Consider the following 18906-nt stretch of genomic DNA (forward strand, 5'->3'; position numbering starts at 1 on the left):
TGGGCCGTATGTGTCATGCCTGCCGCCGGGCAGAAGGGTCCGGTGCGGCGTGGCGGGGGTCAGGCGAACTGCTTCAGGAACCGCACGTCGTTCTCGAAGAACGCGCGAAGGTCGTTGACGCCATAACGCAGCATCGCAAAGCGTTCCACGCCCAGCCCGAATGCGAAGCCGGTGTAACGCTCCGGATCGATACCGACACTGCGCAGCACGTTGGGATGCACCATGCCGCAGCCGAGCACTTCGAGCCAGCGCGTGCTGCCGTCCGGTTGCTGCCAGGCGATGTCCACCTCGGCGCCAGGTTCGACGAACGGGAAATAGCTCGGCCGGAAGCGCATCTCGAAATCGCGCTCGAAAAACGCACGCACGAACTCGGACAGCGTGCCCTTCAGGTCGGCGAAGTTGGAATGCTCGTCCACCAGCAGGCCTTCCACCTGGTGGAACATCGGCGAATGGGTCTGGTCGCTGTCACTGCGATAGACCTTGCCGGCGGCGATCATGCGCAGTGGCGGCGCGTGCTCCCCCATGTAACGCACCTGGACGCCGGACGTGTGGGTCCGCAGAAGCCGACCATCCCCGAAATAGAAGGTGTCGTGCATCGCCCGCGCCGGATGGTGCGGCGGGAAGTTCAGCGCTTCGAAATTGTGCCAGTCGTCTTCGATCTCCGGACCCTCGGCGAGCTCGTAGCCCAGGCGGCCGAAGATCTCGGTGATGCGCTCCAGCGTACGGGTGACCGGGTGCAGGCCGCCACGTTCGCCACGCCGTCCCGGCAGGGTGATGTCAATGGCCTCGGCGGCCAGGCGCGCGTCCAGCGCGGCCCCTTCGAGCACGCCCTTGCGTTCGGCCAGCGCGCGGGTCAGCGCATCGCGGGCGATGTTGATGGCTTCACCGGCGGCCTTGCGCTCGTCGGCTGGCAGGGTGCCAAGCTGCTTGAGCTGGGCCGTGATGCGGCCGCTCTTGCCCAGCAGGGCCACGCGCAGCTGCTCCAGCGCGTCGGGGCTCTGCGCGGCGGCCACGTCGGCCAGCGCCTGGGTCGTCAGGGATTGGATGTCGCTCATGGGGTGCCGGAACCTCGGGTCGGAATGCCTTCGCGATCTGCGAAGGGCCGACCCCCGTCGCCACCGCTGTCCGGCCGCCGCGCAGGCTGCGCTGGCCACCGTACAAAAAAGAATGGGGAAGGACTTGCGCCCTTCCCCATACGTGCCTTACCCACGGCCGCTGCGCTTGCGCGGCAACGGCAGGGGAATGGACTTACGCCGCCAGAGCGCCCTTGGCCTTTTCGGCCAGCGCCGCAAACGCGGCTTCGTCGTGAACGGCGATATCAGCCAGCACCTTGCGGTCCAGGGTGATGCCAGCCTTCAGCAGGCCGTTCATGAAGCGGCTGTAGCTCAGGCCGTTGATGCGGGCCGCAGCATTGATACGGACGATCCACAGCGAGCGGAAATTACGCTTCTTCTGCTTACGACCAATGTAGGCGTACTGCTGCGCCTTGATGACGGCCTGCTTGGCTACGCGGAAGACCTTGCGACGGGCGTTGTAGTAGCCCTTCGCGAGAGTCAGGATTTTCTTGTGACGGCGACGCGCCTGTACGCCACGCTTTACTCGTGCCATGTGTCAGTTCCTCAGAGGTAAGGGAGCATGCGGTCCAGACGGCCGGCGTCTTCTGCGCGGACGTGGTTCGTCTGACGCAGGTTACGCTTCCGCTTGGTCGCTTTCTTCGTGAGGATGTGGCTACGGTTGGCGTGGCCGCACTTGTACTTGCCCGAGGCGGTCTTGCGGAAACGCTTGGCCGCCGCCCGGTTGGTCTTGATCTTGGGCATTGCTATGTCCTTGATGGGATTTGACCCTGGTTTCTGACTGATCTGGCGGTGGCCTGGGCCACACTTTCCGTCCTGCCATGATCCGCGTACGACCCCTCCTGATGGGTCGAGCCGGCAATCATACAGCCAATCGCTGCTGATGGGTAGCGCGCGTTTACCGGAAAAGCACGGCCCCGGAAAAGCAGAAAGGCGCCGGTGGCGCCCTTCTCCTTCACCTCCAGCCGCCGGCGCCCACGCAGGGCAGCCGACCTGCCTCAGGTCTTCTTCTTCGGCGCGATCATCATCACCATCTGACGGCCTTCCAGACGCGGACGGGATTCGATCACGATGTCTTCGCCCAGATCGGCTTCGATCCGGCCCGCCATCTCGCGACCCAGCTCCTGGTGGCTCATCTCACGGCCACGGAAGCGGATGTTGACCTTGATCTTGTCGCCCTCTTCAAGGAAACCACGCATCTTGCGCAGCTTGATCTGGTAGTCGCCCTCGTCCGTGACCGGACGGAACTTCACTTCCTTGATCTCGACCTGCTTGCTCTTCTTCTTGGCCTCGCTGGCCTTCTTCTGCGCTTCGAACTTGAACTTGCCGAAATCCATGACCTTGCAGACCGGCGGATCGGCCTGCGGCTGGATCTCGACCAGGTCCAGGCCTTCTTCCTCGGCCATCGCCAGGGCTTCGTCGCGCGTGAGCACGCCGATCATCTCACCGTCGCTGCCGATCACGCGGACGCGCGGCACACGGATTTCCTGATTCCTGCGGTTCTGTTTGTTGTCAGGCGTACTGATATTGCAATCTCCCAAGGGTGTCGAACCGGCCCGCACGCCACTGCGCGCGGACCGGACCTTTGATTACGCGCCCTCGGCCTGCAGCCGTTCAATGAAGGCCTGGAGGCTCATGCTGCCGAGGTCTTCGCCGGAACGCGTACGCACCGCCACAGCGCCATTTTCCTTCTCGCGGTCACCAATGACCAGCAGATACGGAACACGCTGCAGGGTATGCTCACGAATCTTATAACCGATCTTCTCGTTACGCAAATCGGCCGCCACCCGGAAGCCTTGATCCGCAAGGGCTTTGCGGACGTCGCTTACGTATTCAGCCTGGGCGTCGGTGATGTTGGCCACCACCACCTGGGTCGGTGCCAACCAGGCCGGGAACTGGCCGGCGTGGTGCTCGATCAGGATGCCGATGAAGCGTTCCATGGAGCCGACGATCGCCCGGTGCAGCATGACCGGGTGTTTCTTCTGGCTGTTCTCGTCCACGTACTCGGCGCCGAGGCGGCCGGGCATCATGAAATCGACCTGCATGGTGCCCAGCTGCCACGTGCGGCCGATCGCATCCTTCAGGTGGTACTCGATCTTCGGTCCGTAGAAGGCGCCCTCGCCCGGCAGCTCCTGCCACTCCACGCCACAGGTGGCCAGTGCCGAGCGCAGTGCCGCCTCGGCCTTGTCCCAGGTCGCATCGTCGCCCAGGCGCGATTCCGGGCGCAGCGCGATCTTGACCTGGATCTCCTCGAAACCGAAGTGCTGGTACACGGCCAGCGCCTGCTGATGGAAGGCCGTCACCTCTGCTTCGATCTGGCCCTCGGTGCAGAACACGTGGCCGTCGTCCTGGGTGAAACCACGCACGCGCAGGATGCCATGCAGCGCACCGGAGGGCTCGTTGCGGTGGCAGGCGCCGAACTCACCGTAGCGGATCGGCAGATCGCGATAGCTGTGCAGCCCCTGGTTGAACACCTGCACGTGGCCCGGGCAGTTCATCGGCTTCAGCGCGTAGGTGCGCTTCTCCGACTCGGTGAAGAACATCGCGTCCTGGTAGTTGTCCCAGTGGCCCGATTTCTGCCACAGCGACACGTCCAGGATCTGCGGGCAGCGCACTTCGCCGTAGCCGGTGCTGCGGTAGACCTTGCGCATGTACTGCTCGACCACCTGCCACAGCGCCCAGCCCTTCGGGTGCCAGAACACCAGGCCCGGCGCTTCTTCCTGCAGGTGGAACAGGTCCTGCTGTTTGCCGATGCGACGATGGTCGCGCATCTCGGCTTCCTCGATGCGCTTGATGTACGCCTCCAGCTGCTTCTTGTCGGCCCAGGCGGTACCGTAGATGCGCTGCAGCTGTTCATTCTGCGCGTCACCGCGCCAGTACGCGCCGGAAATCCGGGTCAGCTTGAAAGCCTTGAGGAAGCGCGTATTGGGCACGTGCGGGCCGCGGCACATGTCCACGTATTCCTGGTGGTAATACATGCCCATCGCCTGGATGTCATCGGACATGTCCTCGATCAGGCGCAGCTTGTAGTCCTCGCCCCGGGCCCGGAAGATCTCCACGACCTCCGCCCGCGGCGTCATCTTCTTGATGACGTCGTAGTCCTGCGCGATCAGCTCGCCCATGCGCTTTTCGATGGCCGCCATGTCCTCAGGCGTGAACGGACGATCGGACTGGATGTCGTAGTAGAAGCCCTCGGCGATGACCGGACCGATGACCATCTTGACGTCCGGATACAGCTGCTTGACCGCGTGGCCAACCAGATGCGCGGTCGAGTGGCGGATGATCTCCACGCCTTCTTCGTCCTTGGCGGTGATGATGCGCAGGCTGGCGTCATGGTCGATGACGTCGCTGGCATCCACCAGCACGCCATCCACCGCACCGGCGATGGTGGCCTTGGCCAGGCCGGCACCAATGGACTGGGCCACGTCCATGACGCTGACGGGCTGTTCGAACTCACGGCGGCTGCCGTCGGGAAGGGTGATCGTGATCATCGGAATGGCTTCATGCGGGGCCCGTGCGGGCGGGCTGGGATGCGGGTCCGGGCAACGCCCGGGCAATAAAAAAGCGCCACGCGGGCGCCTTGGATCAGGAGCCGTCGGGGCAGGTCAGCAGTGGGCGATGGTAGTACTCATGTCACACGCTCGGCCGGCGCTTGGCGCGGGCCACCTGGATCCGATGGAGAAAGACTGCCTGCGATCTTAAACCAGCCTGCGGCAAAGCCCAAGGGCAGCACGCATGTGGCGCAGCCGACGCTGGATCGCGGAAATGACAATGATTACCATATGCACTGCACCCCTGCCCTGAAGCCGGTCACTGCCGTGCCTTTCCCGCTCCTGATCTCGTCTGCTCCCGGCCTCGCCCCGGTGATCCACATCCCTTCGATCGGCCTGTCCTCGCTCGGCTTCAGCTGCCTGGCGCTGCTGAGCACGGCCTTGTCCGTGGTCGGCTTCTACGCCGCCTCGGCCCACTGTCGCTGGGCACGTCTGCGGCGCGCCGGACAGCTTGGCCGCGAACTGGGTACCGTCGCGGCGGTCGCGGCCGCCTGGCTGTGGATGGCCGATCTCGGGGTGGGCGCAGGCCTGGTGGTGGCGCTGTGCGGCTGGATGGGGGTGGCCACGCTGCTGCCGCTGCTGGCCGCGTGGCATCGCCCGGCGACCGTACCGGCGCGGTCGCCGCGCTGATGTGGGCGCGTGCCTGGGCAGGCCTGCTCGTCGGATTTTTCCTCGCTGCCGCAGCCACCGGCCTGGCCACGTGGCTGGCGCCCGGCCCCTGGACCTCGGCACTGGTGCCGAGCCTGATCGCCTTCATCCCGGCCTGGATGCTCGCTGCCGTCTGGGCCTTCAGCTTCCGCACCGCCATGCGCGCCTGGGCCGTCATGGGCGGCAGTGCGGTGGCGGGTTTCCTGCTGCTCTGGGGACTGCGCGTCTCCGGCGCGGTGCATTGAGGCGCCTGGCATGAAATTCAGTTCACAGACCCTGCGCACGTTCACCACCCTGCACCGCTGGCTCGGACTGGTCACGGGCATGGCGCTGTTCGTGGCCTTCTACGCCGGTGCCCTGACTGTCTTCCACCACGATATCCCGCTCTGGCAGACCCCCTCGGCGATCAACCAGCCGGCGGCGAGCCTGGCCGATGCACAGCGGCTGCTGGACGGCGTACTTGAACGTCACCCGGCTGCCAGGACGCATGTCGGCATGACCTTCCCGGGCGCCGATCACCCGCAGCCACTGGCTTATTGGCAGGACGCACACGGCACCTGGCAGTATGCGTGGCTCGACCACTACAACGGCAGCGTGACACCCCCGCAGACCGGCCTTGCCGAACTGGTCAACGAACTGCACTACACGCTGGGGCTGCCCGTTGTCGGTATCTACCTGATGGGTGTGGTGAGCCTGCTGTACGGCGTGGCCCTGCTCAGTGGCCTGGTGATCCACCTGCCCCAGCTCACGCGCGACCTGTTCGCACTGCGACCGGGCCGCAATCTCAAGCAGTTCTGGCAGGATGCGCACAATGTGATCGGCGTGCTCAGCCTGCCCTTCCACCTGCTGTTCGCAGTCACCGGTGCCCTGCTCTGCCTGGTCTTCCTCCAGATGAGCCTGCTGAATCCGCTGATCTATGACGGCAAACTGCTGCAGGCCGTACCGTCGGCCATGGACACGGCGCCCGTGCGTGCACCGGCCCAGCGTCCTGGCGGCAGCGTCGACCTGGCCGCGCTGCATGCCCGCTCCCTGCAGGTGGCGCGCGCGCAGGGTGTCCAGGGCTTCGAACCGGTCTATCTGAAACTGGCCCATGCCGGTGATGCCAACGCCACCCTGGAAATCACCGGCGAGGCGGAGGGTACGCTTGGACCCGCCGGCGCGGTGGCGTTCGATGTCGCCAGTGGCCAACTCCTGGCCAGCCAGCTGCCCGGGCAGCGCGACGCCAATCACGCCACGCTCAGTGCGGCATATGCCCTGCATTTCGGTGAGTTCGGCAATGGCGCAGTGGCCTGGCTTTACTTCCTGCTGGGCTTGGGCGGGGCCTTCCTGTTCTATTCCGGCAATCTGCTGTGGATCGAGTCGCGACGCAAGCGCCGGCAGGTGCAGCAGGGCCGGGCCCAGATCAACATGGCGCGGGCCACGGTCGGTGTCTGTATGGGACTTGTGGTGGCCGTGTCGGCGGCGTTCGTGAGTGCCCAGGTGCTCGAGTCAGTGGCACCGGGACAGGTGGATGCGGGCGTGCGCTGGACCTGCTTCACGGTCTGGGGCAGCTGTGCGCTGTGGGCGGCCGTGCGTGCGCCGTGGCAGGCCGCACGGGAATTGACGTGGGCGGCGGCAATGGTCACGGCGCTGGTCCCGGTCGCGCACGGCGCCATGAGCGGGCTGTGGCTCTGGACGAGCGCGCAACAGGGCTACTGGCCCGTGTTCTGGGTAGATGGGGTGGCGCTGGCGATGGCCGTCGGGTTCGCCGCCTTGGCGCGCGCAACCCACCGAAGAGCCCTCCATGGCGAACCCAACAGCGTATGGGCGCGCCCGGCCGGGCTGTCAGTGTCCGCGCCCTGAGCACCCGGCGACACCAGAGGCGACGCCCCGTTGTCGCCACATGACGTCCCGATCAGCCCACCTTTGCGGTCATGAGGCGCGGGCGCATGCGTTGACGCATCGGCTGTCGCGGGAGCCGCCCACCGGCCTGTCGGCATCACCCCAGCCATTAGCGCGCGTTTCTCCCGCTATTGGACAGGCGGTTGTCCCCTGCCGCCGATCCCTTAGCTGACCGAGCATTGGCACACCGGAGCTCGCTCCCACCAACGCAAGGCCAGGCAATGACACATCGCATCCCCCGGCATACTGCAGGTGCGGCCTGCAGGCCGCACGATCCCGCCCGCAGACGACTGATGGCCGCCGCCGTACTAGGCTGCTCATCGCTTGCAACAGGCCACCTGCTGGCGTCCCCGCCGTGGCCCGCGGCGGCCGAAAGTACAGGCCATGCACTCACCGCACCGCATCCGGAAAATCCATCCGGAGAACTCTATGAGCTGATGAGGGAATCCGCGCTGGGGGCCCTCTACCAGGCGCCAGCGGTCGGCGGCCTGCTCTCGTACATCGGCGCACTGATTCTCCCCGCCCAAGGAAAAACGCCCGAGCAGATGTGGCGCGAATACACGGATAAGCGCATCTCCGAGACCGTGTTCGAGCTGGTGAAGGCGGACCTTGAGGGACTGACCAACGTCTCACGACTCTACCGGGACGCGGTGGCGGCACAGGACACGCTGACGATCCATTCCCAGAGCATCGCCTGCAATACGGAGTTCGTCGCATTGATCCCGCGTTTCCAGCTCAATGCAGAGAAGATAGCGCTTCTGCCACTCTTCGCCACGGCTGCGACGCTCCATCTGGCACTGCTCAGGGATATCGCCCTCAAGGGTCGCGAGGTGGGCTTCAGCGCGGAGTCGGTGCAGAGCTACAAGCGCGAGCTCAGCAACCGCATCGACGCCTATACGCGCCATGTCGATCAGGTCGTTGAGGCGGCCATCGCCAAAGCGCGCCAGGACAATCCGAACCGGGATACCCCGGCCACGCGCAACCAGCCGCTGTCGGCCATGCTGGCCGAGAAAGCCAGGCTGCAGCTTGAAGTGATCGACCAGCGCGATACCTGGTATGCCTTCGACGCGGAGAAGTATCCGGATCGCAAGAGCGTCTGGCTGCTCCGGGAAATCTTCTCACCCATCGCCGGGTGGTGGGACCTGGAGTCGCGTGCACCTGATCAGATTCCGGACTGGAAAACGCCTGGAACACGTATCAACCGCCTGGAAGTCTGGATCCGCGAGCAGTGGCGGACCGAGTGGCTTTCCGCACTCGCCCTGCACTATGACCAGACGGAGCAGACGTTGCAGACCGGTGAAATCTGGGGCGAGCGCACGGAGATGAGCATCGACCCCTCATTCTGGTTCAAGAGCGCCCGGACAAGCTTTGGCGCAGGCGTCGCCCTGTTGTCGCTGGAAGACATCCATGGACGTACGCACAAGGTCGGCCGCGACCCAGAGCCCAACGAGGTCACCGTCGAAAGCGGCTACGCCAAGCACGGGATGCAATCCATACGCAGCGTAGGCAAAGGAAGCCACAGCGGTGCCGCCAAGGGCGCCATCAGTGGGCTTGTGTTCGGCTTCGGTCTGGATTTCCCCGGCCCGACACGCATCCAGCCTGAGGCCGAATCACGGATCATTCCGGTCATCGCACCCCACCTTGTCGACTGGGTCCGACGCCCCCTGGACTGATGCCTCCCGCTGATTCCCGCATAACGAAAAAGCGGGCCAACAGCCCGCTTTTTCGTACAAACGCAAAGGGTCGGCTATACCAGCCGCACCTGGGCCGATTACTCGGCGGCAGCTCCTTCGCCTTCCTCGACGGCCTTCATCGACAGGCGGATGCGGCCCTGCTTGTCGACCTCAAGCACCTTGACCTTGACCACATCGCCTTCCTTCAGCACGTCGCCGACCTTCTCGACGCGGTCGCTGGAGATCTGCGACACGTGGACCAGGCCGTCCTTGCCCGGCAGGATGGTGACGAACGCACCGAAGTCCATGATCTTGGCGACCTTGCCCTCGTAGATGCGGCCCGGCTCGACGTCCGAGGTGATCTGCTCGATGCGGGCCTTGGCAGCCTGCGCAGCGATGGCATTGACCGACGCGATGACGATGGTGCCGTCGTCCTGGATGTCGATCTGGGTGCCGGTTTCCTTGGTGATGGCCTGGATGGTCGAACCCCCCTTGCCGATCACTTCGCGGATCTTGTCCGGGTGGATCTTGATGGTCAGCAGGCGCGGCGCGTAGTCCGACAGCTCTTCGCGCGGAGCGGTCAGGCCGTGGGCCATTTCGCCCAGGATGTGCAGACGGCCAGCCTTGGCCTGCTGCAGCGCCTGCTTCATGATCTCTTCGGTGATGCCTTCAATCTTGATGTCCATCTGCAGGGCGGAGATGCCCTCCGACGTACCGGCCACCTTGAAGTCCATGTCGCCGAGGTGATCTTCGTCACCCAGGATGTCGGACAGCACGACGAAGCGATCGCCTTCCTTGACCAGGCCCATGGCGATGCCGGCAACCGGTGCCTTCACCGGCACGCCGGCGTCCATCAGGGCCAGCGACGAGCCGCAGACCGAGGCCATCGATGAGGAACCGTTCGACTCGGTGATCTCCGAGACGACGCGGATGGTGTACGGGAAGGCTTCCAGCGACGGCATCACGGCCAGCACGCCGCGCTTGGCCAGACGACCGTGGCCGATCTCGCGACGCTTCGGGCCCATCATGCGGCCGGTCTCACCCACCGAATAGGGGGGGAAGTTGTAATGGAACAGGAAGTTCTCCTTGTACTCACCGGACACGGCGTCGATCACCTGACCGTCGCGGGCGGTGCCCAGCGTGATGGTCACGATGGCCTGCGTCTCACCGCGGGTGAACAGCGAGGAACCATGGGTACGCGGCAGGATGCCGGTCTTCACGGCGATCGGGCGGACGGTGTCCAGGGCACGACCGTCGATGCGGACCTGGGTGTCGAGCACCGAGTTGCGCATGGTGCTGTATTCCAGCTCGCCGAATTCCTTCGAGAGTTCGGCCGGGTTCCAGCCTTCGGCGGCCACGCGGCCGGCCAGCGACTCGACCACGTCCTTCTTGATCGCCGAGATGGCGTCACGACGCTGCAGCTTGTCGCGCACCTGGAAGGCTTCGCCCAGGCGTGGGCCGATGGCTTCCTGCAGGGCGCTGATCAGCGCTTCGTTCTTGGCCGGGGCGGTCCACGTCGACGGCTTGGTGCCGGCTTCGGTGACCAGTTCGTTGATCGCGTTGATGACCTTCTGCATCTCGCGGTGACCGAAGGTCACGGCGCCCAGCATGACATCTTCGGACAGCAGTGCGGCTTCGGATTCCACCATCAGCACCGCATTGGCGGTACCGGCGACAACCAGCTCCAGCTCCGAATCCTTCAGCTCGGTCACAGTCGGGTTGAGGATGTACTCACCGTTCTTGTAACCCACCTTGGCGGCGGCGATCGGACCCTTAAACGGGGTGCCGGCCAGCGACAGGGCGGCGGAGGCACCGATCAGCGCGGCGATGTCGCCGTCGATGTCCGGATTCAACGACATGACCGTGGCGATGATCTGCACTTCGTTCTTGTAGTCTTCCGGGAACAGCGGACGGATCGGGCGATCGATCAGGCGCGAAATCAGCGTCTCTTTTTCGGTCGCGCGGCCTTCGCGCTTGAAGAAGCCACCCGGGATACGGCCACCGGCGTAGAACTTCTCCTGGTAGTCGCAGGTCAGGGGGAAGAAGTCCTGGCCCTCACGCGCGCTCTTTGCGGCGACGGCGGAGACCAGCAGCACGGTGTCGTCGAACTTGACGATGACGGCACCGCCGGCCTGGCGCGCGATTTCGCCGGTCTCAAGCGTGACGGTGTGTTTGCCGTACTGGAAGGTTTTGGTGATTTTTGCCACGGAGGTGTGTCCTTGGGGATGCTGTCTGCGAATGGACCGGAGGCGACCCGTGCCGCCTGCGGGTGACCGGTCATCCCGGTCGGAAAACAATTGAACGCAACGGTACGGCTGGAACCGGCACTGCCGGCGCTGCCGCGGACGGCGGTGCGGGGAAATACGGTGCTGCAAAAACAAAACCGCGGCGCATCGCTGCGCCGCGGGGGATTCGTTGCTTAGCGACGCAGGCCAAGCTTTTCGATCAGAGCCTTGTAGCGCGTGACGTCCTTCTTCTTCAGGTAGTCAAGCAGGCTGCGGCGGCGGTTGACCATCTGCAGCAGACCACGACGGCTGTGGTGATCCTTCTTGTGGGTCTTGAAGTGACCGGTCAGCAGTTCGATGCGGGCGGTCAGGAGGGCCACCTGGACTTCCGGGGAACCGGTGTCGGTGTCGCTGCGCTTGTTGTTTTCAATGACTTGCTGGGTGTCGATCGACATGATTTTCTCTTTTGATGCGGGGCCCGCAGAAACGTGTGCACGTACCGCCTGGCTCGCCGTAGGCTGATGATGAACCTGCAGGTCGCAGGCTGCCCGTGAAAGGGCCGTAAAAGTGTACCGGGCGCGCGGCCCGGCGACAAGGACCCGGCGTGAACCGGACGCGTTCGGGTCAGAAATTGAAACAGCGCTGGGGTGACAAGCGTCCGGTCTCGTCCACCTGGCCCAGGCCCAGCAGCGCGCGGCCCGGGCCGGTTACGGCCACCAGGCCCGCGGGCCATGCCGGGTCGCGCAGGCGCTGGCCCATGCCGAAGCGGGGCGCCTGTTCAGTATCCAGCCGCACCTGCGGATACTGGGTCAGGCCGGCCGACAGTGGCAGCAGATGGGCCTGCAGCGCGGCTTCGTCACCGTCCGCGGCCCACGCCTGCAGCTGCTCCACTGTGACCATGGCGGGCGATTCGAACGGCGCGACCCACAGCCGCCGGAGGGCGCTGATGTGGGCGCCGCAGCCCAATGCCTCACCCAGGTCCCGGGCAATGCTGCGGATGTAGGTACCCGATCCGCAGGTGACTCGCAGGCGCAGGCGTTCGGGCTGTTGTTCAAGCACCTCGATGGATTCAACCTGCACCTCGCGCTCGGGGGCCTCGATCAGGTCACCGCGCCGCGCCTTCACATACAGCGGTTCCCCGCCCTGCTTCAGCGCCGAATAGATGGGCGCACGCTGGACGATGGCACCGGTGAGCGGCACCAAAGCCGCCTGCAGCTGCTCGGCACTGATGGCCGGGACCGGGCGCTGGAGCAGCACCTGGCCCTCGGCATCGTCGGTGTCGGTGGTCTGTCCCAGCACGATCTCGGCGTCGTAGGCCTTGGCCGAGCCCAGCAGCAGCCCGGCGATCTTGGTCGCCTCGCCAAAGCACAGCGGCAGCAGGCCGGTCGCCAGCGGATCCAGGCTGCCGGTGTGGCCGCCCTTCTCGGCACGGAACAGGCGGCGCGCGATCTGCAACGCCGCATTGGAACTCATGCCGCCCGGTTTATCGAGCAGGACGATGCCGTCGAGACGACGGAACGGGATACGTGGTTTCATCAAAAGACATCAGCAATCGGTGCGCTCGACGCAGCGCTGGAAACGGGCCGCTCCGGGTGACGCCCGGCCACTGCCCCTGGACACGCGGCAGGCTTATTCTTCGCCCGTCTCGCCTTCTTCGCGCTTCTTCTCTGCTGCGACGGTGTCCGGCAGGGCCCGCAGCAGGTTGTCGATGTGTTCGCCACGATCGACGGATTCGTCGTAATGGAAGTGCAGCTCGGGTACATGGCGCAGCTTCATGGCCTTGGCCAGTTCCATGCGCAGCGACCAGGCCAGCTCCTTGAGCCCTTCCATCGCCTCTTTCGAACGCTCCGGCATCAGCGCCGTCACGAAGACCTTGGCATGCGCCATGTCGCGGGTGATTTCCACGTCGGACACGCTTACCGAGGGCAGGCCATGCACGCGCACGGCGCTGTGCACCAGGGTGCCGAGTTCACGGCGGAGCTGGGCGGAGACACGGTCGGTTCGGTGGAAAGTCTTGGGCACGCGGTCTGGCTCTTTATGGGGATGATGACAGCAGTCTAGCGGGTGGGTCTCAAAGCAGGACCGGGCCTTTCGGCCCGGTCCCTTGCAGCCTTACAGGGTGCGCGGCACTTCGATACGCTCGAAGCACTCGATCTGGTCACCCGGCTTGACGTCGTTGTACGCCTTCACGCCGATACCGCACTCGGTACCATTGCGGACTTCCTCGACGTTTTCCTTGAAGCGGCGCAGCGATTCCAGTTCGCCCTCGAACACCACGACGCTGTCGCGGAGCACGCGGATCGGCTTGTTACGCTTGACCACGCCTTCGATGATCATGCAGCCGGCGATGGCGCCCAGCTTGGAGCTGCGGAAGACATCGCGCACATCGGCGATACCGATGATCTCTTCGCGGATCTCCACGCCCAGCAGACCGGAGGCCACCTGCTTCACCTGGTCGATCACGTCATAGATGATCGAGAAGTAGCGCAGGTCGATGCCGTTGGACTCGATGATGCGGCGCGATGAGGCGTCCGCACGCACATTGAAGCCGATGACCGTGGCCTTCGACGCAACCGCCGAGTTGGCGTCCGATTCGGTGATGCCGCCCACGCCGGAGTGGATCACGTTGATGCGGATATCGTCGTTGGACAGACCCACCAGCGCCTGGCTCAGGGCCTGCACCGAACCCTGCACGTCGGCCTTGATGACCAGGTTGAGCACCTGCTGGCCCTCGCCCTTGCCCAGCTGCGACATGATGTCTTCCATGCGGCTGCCGGCGGACTGCACCAGGCGCGATTCACGGCGCTTGGTTTCGCGCTGCTGCGCGACTTCCTTGGCCAGACGCTCGTCTTCGACCACCACGAAGTCGTCGCCCGCTTCCGGCACGCCGGACAGACCCAGCACCTGCACCGGAATCGACGGGCCGGCCTGCTCCGGCTGCTTGCCGGTTTCGTCGAACAGCGCACGCACGCGTCCGTACTGGACACCGCAGACCAGGTAATCGCCCTTCTTCAGCGCGCCCTGCTGCACCAGCACCGTCGCCACCGGGCCGCGGCCCTTGTCGAGCGAGGATTCGATGACCACACCGCTGGCCCGGCCTTCGGCGACCGCCTTCAGCTCGAGCAGTTCGGCCTGCACGGAAATGGCTTCCAGCAGATCATCGATGCCCAGGCCGGCCTTGGCCGAGATCTCGACCATCTGCACGTCGCCACCGAACTCTTCAGAGACGACCTGCTCGGTCAGCAGTTCGTTCTTGACGCGCATCGGATCGGCGCCGGACTTGTCGATCTTGTTGATCGCCACGATCAGCGGGACACCGGCCGAACGGGCGTGCTGGATCGCTTCCTTGGTCTGCGGCATCACGCCGTCATCGGCGGCAACCACCAGCACCACGATGTCGGTCAGCTTGGCGCCGCGCGCACGCATCGAGGTGAAGGCGGCATGGCCGGGGGTATCCAGGAAGCTGATCACGCCCTTCGGCGTTTCAACATGGTACGCGCCGATGTGCTGGGTGATGCCACCCGCTTCACCGGTAGCGACCTTGGTACGACGGATGTAATCGAGCAGCGAGGTCTTGCCGTGATCGACATGGCCCATGATGGTGACCACCGGCGGACGCGGGGCGAGGTCGCCCTGGTTCTGGCCGGCGGACGCCAGCAGCGCGTCTTCGGCGTCGTTGTCGTTGGCACGCGTCGCCACGTGGCCGAGCTCTTCGGTCACCAGCACGGCAGTGTCGTGATCGATCGACTGGGTGATGGTGGCCATCACGCCCATCTTGAACAGCGCCTTCACCACCTCGCCGCCCTTCAGGGCCAGCTTGGCGGCCAGATCGGCCACGGTGATGCTGTCGCCGATGGCGACTTCACGCACGACCGGCGCGGTCGGCCGCTCGAACGCGTGCGGACCACTGTTGTTGCTGCCGCGCATGTCGCGACGACCCGGCTGCGGACGGCTGCCCGGACGGCCACGGTTGTTGCTGTTGCTGTTGCCACGACGCGCACGGTCGGCGGCCGACAGGTGCATCTGGCCCGCGAAGCGGTCACCACCCGGGCGGTCGGTACGTGCCGGACCACGGCTGTTGCGGTCGTCCGAGCGCGGCGGCGCAGCGCCACGCGGCGGGGCCGACGGGCCACCTGCCGGCGGACGTGCACTGCGCGGTGCGGCCGGCGCGGCATCGGCGCGTGCGGCGGCCGGACGGCTGGCGGCCGCCGCTTCAGCGGCCTTCGCGGCCGCAGCGGCTTCCTCGGCAGCCTTCTTGTCGGCTTCCGCACGTTCCTTGGCGGCGATTTCCTCTTCACGCTTGCGCACGATGGCCTCGTCGCGCAGGCGATCCTTCTCGGCCAGGGCAGCCTGCTCGTCAAGGTTGCGCTGGCGGGATTCCTCCAGCTTGCGCAGGATGTCGGCGCGCTCCTCATCCGGGGTCATGCGGGCCGCCGACTTGTCGTACGTACGCTTCTGGCGCACCTCGACATTCACGGTGGTCCGGCTGCGACCCGCGTTCACCGTCACTTCCTGGTGCTTGCGGCGGTTCAAAGTGATTTTCTTCGAAGCCGTGTCGGCCTCTTCAGCGGCCTGCTCGGGCTTGCCATGGGCACGACGAAGGAAGCCCAGGAGCTTCACCTTCTCGGTGCTGGTCACGACCTGTTCGGGGCCACTGAATTTCATGCCGGCACCCGCCAGCTGTTCCAGCAGTTTTTCAACCGGTGTGTTGACCAGTTCGGCAAGCTTGCGGATGGTGGTTTGCTGCGACATTCGGATCCTATGATCTTGAGGGCGCCCCCCCGTTCGTGGAGGTAGCGCGGATTCTACGCCCTGAGCGGCTCAGGGCCCTGTTCATTGCCGGCTCATTCGCCGCGTTCCAGTCGTGCGATCTCTTCGGCGCGGGCGGCCAGGATCAGCGCCGCGGCGCGCTCCTGGTCCAGGCCCTCGATACCGAATTCGACCACCTCATCGGCGGCGAGGTCCGACAGGTCCTCACCGGTACGCACGCCATGGCTGGCCAGGGCGTAGGCGGTGACCTCGTCCATGCCTTCCAGGGCCAGCAGGTCATCGGCAGGAACGCCGTCTTCCAGGCCTTCTTCAACGGCCAGCGCATCATTGAGCAGCGCGTCACGGGCACGGGCGCGCAGTTCTTCGACGATATCCTCGTCGAAACCTTCCACGGCCAGCAGTTCACCCACCGGCACGTACGCGATTTCCTCGACAGTGCCGAAGCCCTCGCTGACCAGGATGCCGGCGATTTCCTCGTCGACTTCCAGCTTGTCCATGAACAGCTGACGTCCCGAGGCCTGTTCGGCTTCGGACTTGGCGGTCACCTGGTCCTGGGTCATCACATTGAGCTGCCAGCCGGTCAGGCGGCTGGCCAGGCGGACATTCTGCCCCCCCTTGCCGATGGCCTGCGCCAGGCGCTCTTCGGCCACAGCCAGGTCCATCGAGTGCTTGTCCTCATCGACGATGATCGACTGCACTTCCGCCGGCGCCATCGCATTGATGACGAAATTGGCGGGGTTGTCATTCCACAGCACGATGTCCACGCGCTCGCCATTGAGCTCGTTGGACACGGCCTGCACGCGCGAACCGCGCATGCCGATGCAGGCACCGATCGGATCGGTCCGGCTGTCGTGGGCCAGCACGGCGATCTTGGCACGGTCGCCGGGATCACGTGCACAGGCCTTGATCTCGACCAGGCCCTGGCCGACTTCAGGCACTTCGAGCTTGAACAGCTCGATCATGAATTCCGGCGCCGCGCGGCTGATGAACAGCTGCGGGCCACGCGGCTCCGAACGCACTTCGGCCAGGTAGCCGCGCACGCGGTCACCGGCGCGCAGCACGTCGCGCGGGATGCCCTTGTCCTTCGGGATGAAGCCCTCGGCGTTGCCGCCCAGGTCCACATAGATGTTGCCGCGCTCGGCACGCTTGACCACGCCGGTGATCAGCTCGCCCACGCGGTCCTTCCAGGCGTCGACGACCTGCTGGCGTTCGGCCTCGCGCACGCGCTGGACGATGACCTGCTTGGCCGCCTGTGCGGCAATGCGGCCGAAATCCGGATTCTCGATCTGCTCCTCGATGAAATCGCCGACCTCGACGCCTTCGGCCTCCTCGATGGCATCCATCAGGCGCACCTGGCGGTCCGGCGACTCCATGACCACGTCATCGGCCACCACTTCCCAGCGGCGGAAGGTCTCGTAGGTGCCGTCCTTGTGATCGATGACCACGCGGGCCAGCACTTCCTCTTCGGCATACCGCTTCTTCGCGGCCGACGCCAGCGCCGCCTCGATGGCATCGAAGATCACTTCACGCGGCACGCCTTTCTCGTTGGCGACCGCGTCCACTACCAGCAGAAGTTCCTTGCTCATTGGCTCACTCCGCGCGCGGCTTCTTGGCCGCAGGCTCGTTGGATGGATTCATGTTCGGCTTCGGACGCTTGGCCGGACCGGTCGGCTTGCTCGGGGCCAGCCCCAGCGCCACCCAGTCGGGCATGATGCGTGCCTTGTCGATGTTGTCGGCCGACACCACCAGCGTGGCCTTGTCGACGATGATGCTGATCGTGCCCTGCTCCGCATCGACCGAGTCGATCCGGCCCTGCAGGCGACGGCGGTTTTCCTGCGGCAGCTTCAGCTGCACTTTCACGTTCTGGCCGAGGTGCTGGCCGAACTGCTGCAGGGTGAACAGCGGACGGTCCACGCCGGGGGAGGAGACTTCCAGCGTGTAGTTGCCACTGATCGGGTCTTCGACGTCCAGCTGCGCGGACACTTCGCGACTGACGCGCTCGCAGTCCTCGACATTGATGGTGCGCTCGTCCTGCTCGGCGATCAGCACGTCGATGTACAGACGCAGCGTGGCGCCGCCGGGTGCGGGCAGATATTCCACGCCCAGCAGCTCCAGGCCCAGCGCATCAACGGTGGGACCGAGCAGATTCGCGATTTCGGTTGCCTTGTCGCTCACAGCCTGCCTTAGTTATCCAGGGAGCCGAGCCATGCTCGGCCGGGGTGAAGAGGGAGCCAGTGTCCTGACCCTGTTCCGGAAATGAAAAAGGGCCCGCTGGGCCCCGTGTCCGGTGAAATCCGGTCATTGGATTCCGGCCGCAGGGCGCGCTGACGCGGTCCCCTGCGAAGCCCAGCTTCTGGTCGAAGCCGGTGGCGGGATGGCTGCGCTCGTTGCAGAGCCAACCATCAGATATACCGCCAGCCCGGTGATGATAGACCTTGCACCGGCATGGTGCAAGCTGCGCGTCAGGCTGCCGGGAAACCCAACGAAAAAAGCGACCCCGTTTCCGGAATCGCTTTCTTGTCTGATGCCTGATTGGTAGCGGGGGCAGGATTTGAACCTGCGACCTTCGGGTTATGAGCCCGACGAGCTGCCAGACTGCTCCACCCCGCACCAGAAGCCAGATTATGCACGCTTCTGCTGCACTGCGCAACCCCTGCGGTGGGCCGGACGACTGAACGCCCCACGATAGGTGCCTCGCCGCCTCTCCTCCCCCTGCTCCGCGACTGCCAAAACAGCGACCGGAAGGTGTCGGAAGGTGGGCCGCGTTGGCGGGGGCAAGGAGCGCCATGGATGGCGCGACGCGAGACACCCATGACGCAGTTTTACCGTCCCCCGCCCACCCGCAGCGCACCGCCCCGGCACCGGCTCTGTCCGCGCGACCCGCGCCCCAACCCCCACAACGAAAAAAGCGACCCCGTTTCCGGGATCGCTTGTTCGTCTTGGTAGCGGGGGCAGGATTTGAACCTGCGACCTTCGGGTTATGAGCCCGACGAGCTGCCAGACTGCTCCACCCCGCATCAGAAGTGGTCGAATTGCTGCCTCACGAGGGAGGCGTCTTGCAACGATGTTCTGGCAGAACCGTTGC

General features: G+C 65.3%; 16 protein-coding genes and 2 tRNA genes. 4 read left to right on the top strand and 14 right to left on the bottom strand.

The genetic code is table 11. From position 1 onward, the window contains the following. Positions 1-59: 59 nt before the first annotated feature. The 5 genes from pheS to thrS form a co-directional block, all read right to left on the bottom strand. Positions 60-1055: a phenylalanine--tRNA ligase subunit alpha gene (pheS, locus tag FHY09_RS04355; protein WP_166924553.1), complete on the bottom strand. Its 996-nt coding sequence runs from the start codon at positions 1053-1055 to the stop codon at positions 60-62. 193 nt (positions 1056-1248) lie between these two features. Next, positions 1249-1608 carry a 50S ribosomal protein L20 gene (gene rplT / locus FHY09_RS04360; protein ID WP_166924555.1) on the bottom strand — a complete coding sequence of 120 codons (360 nt, stop codon included), beginning with the start codon at positions 1606-1608 and terminating at the stop codon, positions 1249-1251. Between the two features lie 11 nt (positions 1609-1619). Next, positions 1620-1817: a 50S ribosomal protein L35 gene (gene rpmI / locus FHY09_RS04365; RefSeq protein ID WP_002811096.1), complete on the bottom strand. Its 198-nt coding sequence runs from the start codon at positions 1815-1817 to the stop codon at positions 1620-1622. 254 nt (positions 1818-2071) lie between these two features. Next, positions 2072-2614 carry a translation initiation factor IF-3 gene (gene infC / locus FHY09_RS04370; protein ID WP_166924557.1) on the bottom strand — a complete coding sequence of 181 codons (543 nt, stop codon included), beginning with the start codon at positions 2612-2614 and terminating at the stop codon, positions 2072-2074. 48 nt (positions 2615-2662) lie between these two features. Beyond that, positions 2663-4564: a threonine--tRNA ligase gene (thrS, locus tag FHY09_RS04375; RefSeq protein ID WP_166924559.1), complete on the bottom strand. Its 1902-nt coding sequence runs from the start codon at positions 4562-4564 to the stop codon at positions 2663-2665. Between the two features lie 291 nt (positions 4565-4855). Here thrS and FHY09_RS04380 point away from each other — a divergent pair, with 291 nt between their 5' ends. From FHY09_RS04380 to FHY09_RS04395, 4 genes are all read left to right on the top strand, one after another. Beyond that, the gene (locus FHY09_RS04380) at positions 4856-5254 is read left to right on the top strand and encodes a hypothetical protein (RefSeq protein ID WP_456362708.1); all 399 of its coding nucleotides are present in this window, start codon (positions 4856-4858) and stop codon (positions 5252-5254) included. Next, positions 5254-5517, top strand: coding sequence for a hypothetical protein (locus FHY09_RS04385; protein WP_166924561.1), 264 nt, complete (start codon positions 5254-5256; stop codon positions 5515-5517). The genes FHY09_RS04380 and FHY09_RS04385 overlap by 1 nt, the downstream gene beginning before the upstream one ends. A gap of 10 nt (positions 5518-5527) precedes the next feature. After that, the gene (locus FHY09_RS04390) at positions 5528-7114 is read left to right on the top strand and encodes a PepSY-associated TM helix domain-containing protein (protein WP_166924563.1); all 1587 of its coding nucleotides are present in this window, start codon (positions 5528-5530) and stop codon (positions 7112-7114) included. A gap of 332 nt (positions 7115-7446) precedes the next feature. Then, positions 7447-8826, top strand: a complete 1380-nt coding sequence (locus FHY09_RS04395) for an insecticidal delta-endotoxin Cry8Ea1 family protein (protein WP_166924566.1) — start codon at positions 7447-7449, stop codon at positions 8824-8826. A 98-nt stretch (positions 8827-8924) separates the two neighbouring features. On the opposite strand, the gene pnp is transcribed toward FHY09_RS04395, so the two are convergent. The 9 genes from pnp to FHY09_RS04440 all read right to left on the bottom strand — a co-directional run bounded on the left by pnp (position 8925) and on the right by FHY09_RS04440 (position 18838). Next, positions 8925-11033, bottom strand: coding sequence for a polyribonucleotide nucleotidyltransferase (gene pnp, locus FHY09_RS04400; RefSeq protein ID WP_166924568.1), 2109 nt, complete (start codon positions 11031-11033; stop codon positions 8925-8927). A gap of 212 nt (positions 11034-11245) precedes the next feature. Further along, positions 11246-11506 carry a 30S ribosomal protein S15 gene (gene rpsO / locus FHY09_RS04405; protein ID WP_166924570.1) on the bottom strand — a complete coding sequence of 87 codons (261 nt, stop codon included), beginning with the start codon at positions 11504-11506 and terminating at the stop codon, positions 11246-11248. A 169-nt stretch (positions 11507-11675) separates the two neighbouring features. Then, positions 11676-12587, bottom strand: a complete 912-nt coding sequence (truB, locus tag FHY09_RS04410; protein WP_166924572.1) for a tRNA pseudouridine(55) synthase TruB — start codon at positions 12585-12587, stop codon at positions 11676-11678. Between the two features lie 93 nt (positions 12588-12680). Further along, positions 12681-13073 (bottom strand): 30S ribosome-binding factor RbfA, encoded by a 393-nt coding sequence (gene rbfA / locus FHY09_RS04415; RefSeq protein ID WP_166924574.1) that lies wholly within the window; start codon positions 13071-13073, stop codon positions 12681-12683. A 90-nt stretch (positions 13074-13163) separates the two neighbouring features. Beyond that, positions 13164-15803: a translation initiation factor IF-2 gene (gene infB, locus FHY09_RS04420; RefSeq protein WP_166924576.1), complete on the bottom strand. Its 2640-nt coding sequence runs from the start codon at positions 15801-15803 to the stop codon at positions 13164-13166. A gap of 92 nt (positions 15804-15895) precedes the next feature. Further along, a complete protein-coding gene (gene nusA, locus FHY09_RS04425) occupies positions 15896-17407 on the bottom strand; it encodes a transcription termination factor NusA (RefSeq protein ID WP_166924578.1) in 1512 nt (503 codons plus the stop codon). A gap of 4 nt (positions 17408-17411) precedes the next feature. Further along, on the bottom strand, positions 17412-17996 hold the full coding sequence (gene rimP / locus FHY09_RS04430; RefSeq protein ID WP_166924580.1) for a ribosome maturation factor RimP: 585 nt from the start codon (positions 17994-17996) through the stop codon (positions 17412-17414). A gap of 358 nt (positions 17997-18354) precedes the next feature. Further along, a tRNA-Met gene (locus tag FHY09_RS04435) sits at positions 18355-18431 on the bottom strand. A gap of 330 nt (positions 18432-18761) precedes the next feature. Beyond that, positions 18762-18838, bottom strand: a tRNA-Met gene (locus FHY09_RS04440). Positions 18839-18906: the final 68 nt, after the last annotated feature.

The organism is Xanthomonas sp. 60 (assembly GCF_011761925.1).

Bases quoted from the DNA above. Each gene is read 5' to 3' on its own strand.
- nusA (WP_166924578.1), bottom strand. From the start codon at position 17,407: ATGAGCAAGGAACTTCTGCTGGTAGTGGACGCGGTCGCCAACGAGAAA.
- truB (WP_166924572.1), bottom strand. From the start codon at position 12,587: ATGAAACCACGTATCCCGTTCCGTCGTCTCGACGGCATCGTCCTGCTC.
- rpsO (WP_166924570.1), bottom strand. From the start codon at position 11,506: ATGTCGATCGACACCCAGCAAGTCATTGAAAACAACAAGCGCAGCGAC.
- thrS (WP_166924559.1), bottom strand. From the start codon at position 4,564: ATGATCACGATCACCCTTCCCGACGGCAGCCGCCGTGAGTTCGAACAG.
- rpmI (WP_002811096.1), bottom strand. From the start codon at position 1,817: ATGCCCAAGATCAAGACCAACCGGGCGGCGGCCAAGCGTTTCCGCAAG.
- pheS (WP_166924553.1), bottom strand. From the start codon at position 1,055: ATGAGCGACATCCAATCCCTGACGACCCAGGCGCTGGCCGACGTGGCC.
- infB (WP_166924576.1), bottom strand. From the start codon at position 15,803: ATGTCGCAGCAAACCACCATCCGCAAGCTTGCCGAACTGGTCAACACA.
- FHY09_RS04385 (WP_166924561.1), top strand. From the start codon at position 5,254: ATGTGGGCGCGTGCCTGGGCAGGCCTGCTCGTCGGATTTTTCCTCGCT.
- FHY09_RS04380 (WP_456362708.1), top strand. From the start codon at position 4,856: ATGCACTGCACCCCTGCCCTGAAGCCGGTCACTGCCGTGCCTTTCCCG.
- rplT (WP_166924555.1), bottom strand. From the start codon at position 1,608: ATGGCACGAGTAAAGCGTGGCGTACAGGCGCGTCGCCGTCACAAGAAA.
- FHY09_RS04390 (WP_166924563.1), top strand. From the start codon at position 5,528: ATGAAATTCAGTTCACAGACCCTGCGCACGTTCACCACCCTGCACCGC.
- FHY09_RS04395 (WP_166924566.1), top strand. From the start codon at position 7,447: ATGGCCGCCGCCGTACTAGGCTGCTCATCGCTTGCAACAGGCCACCTG.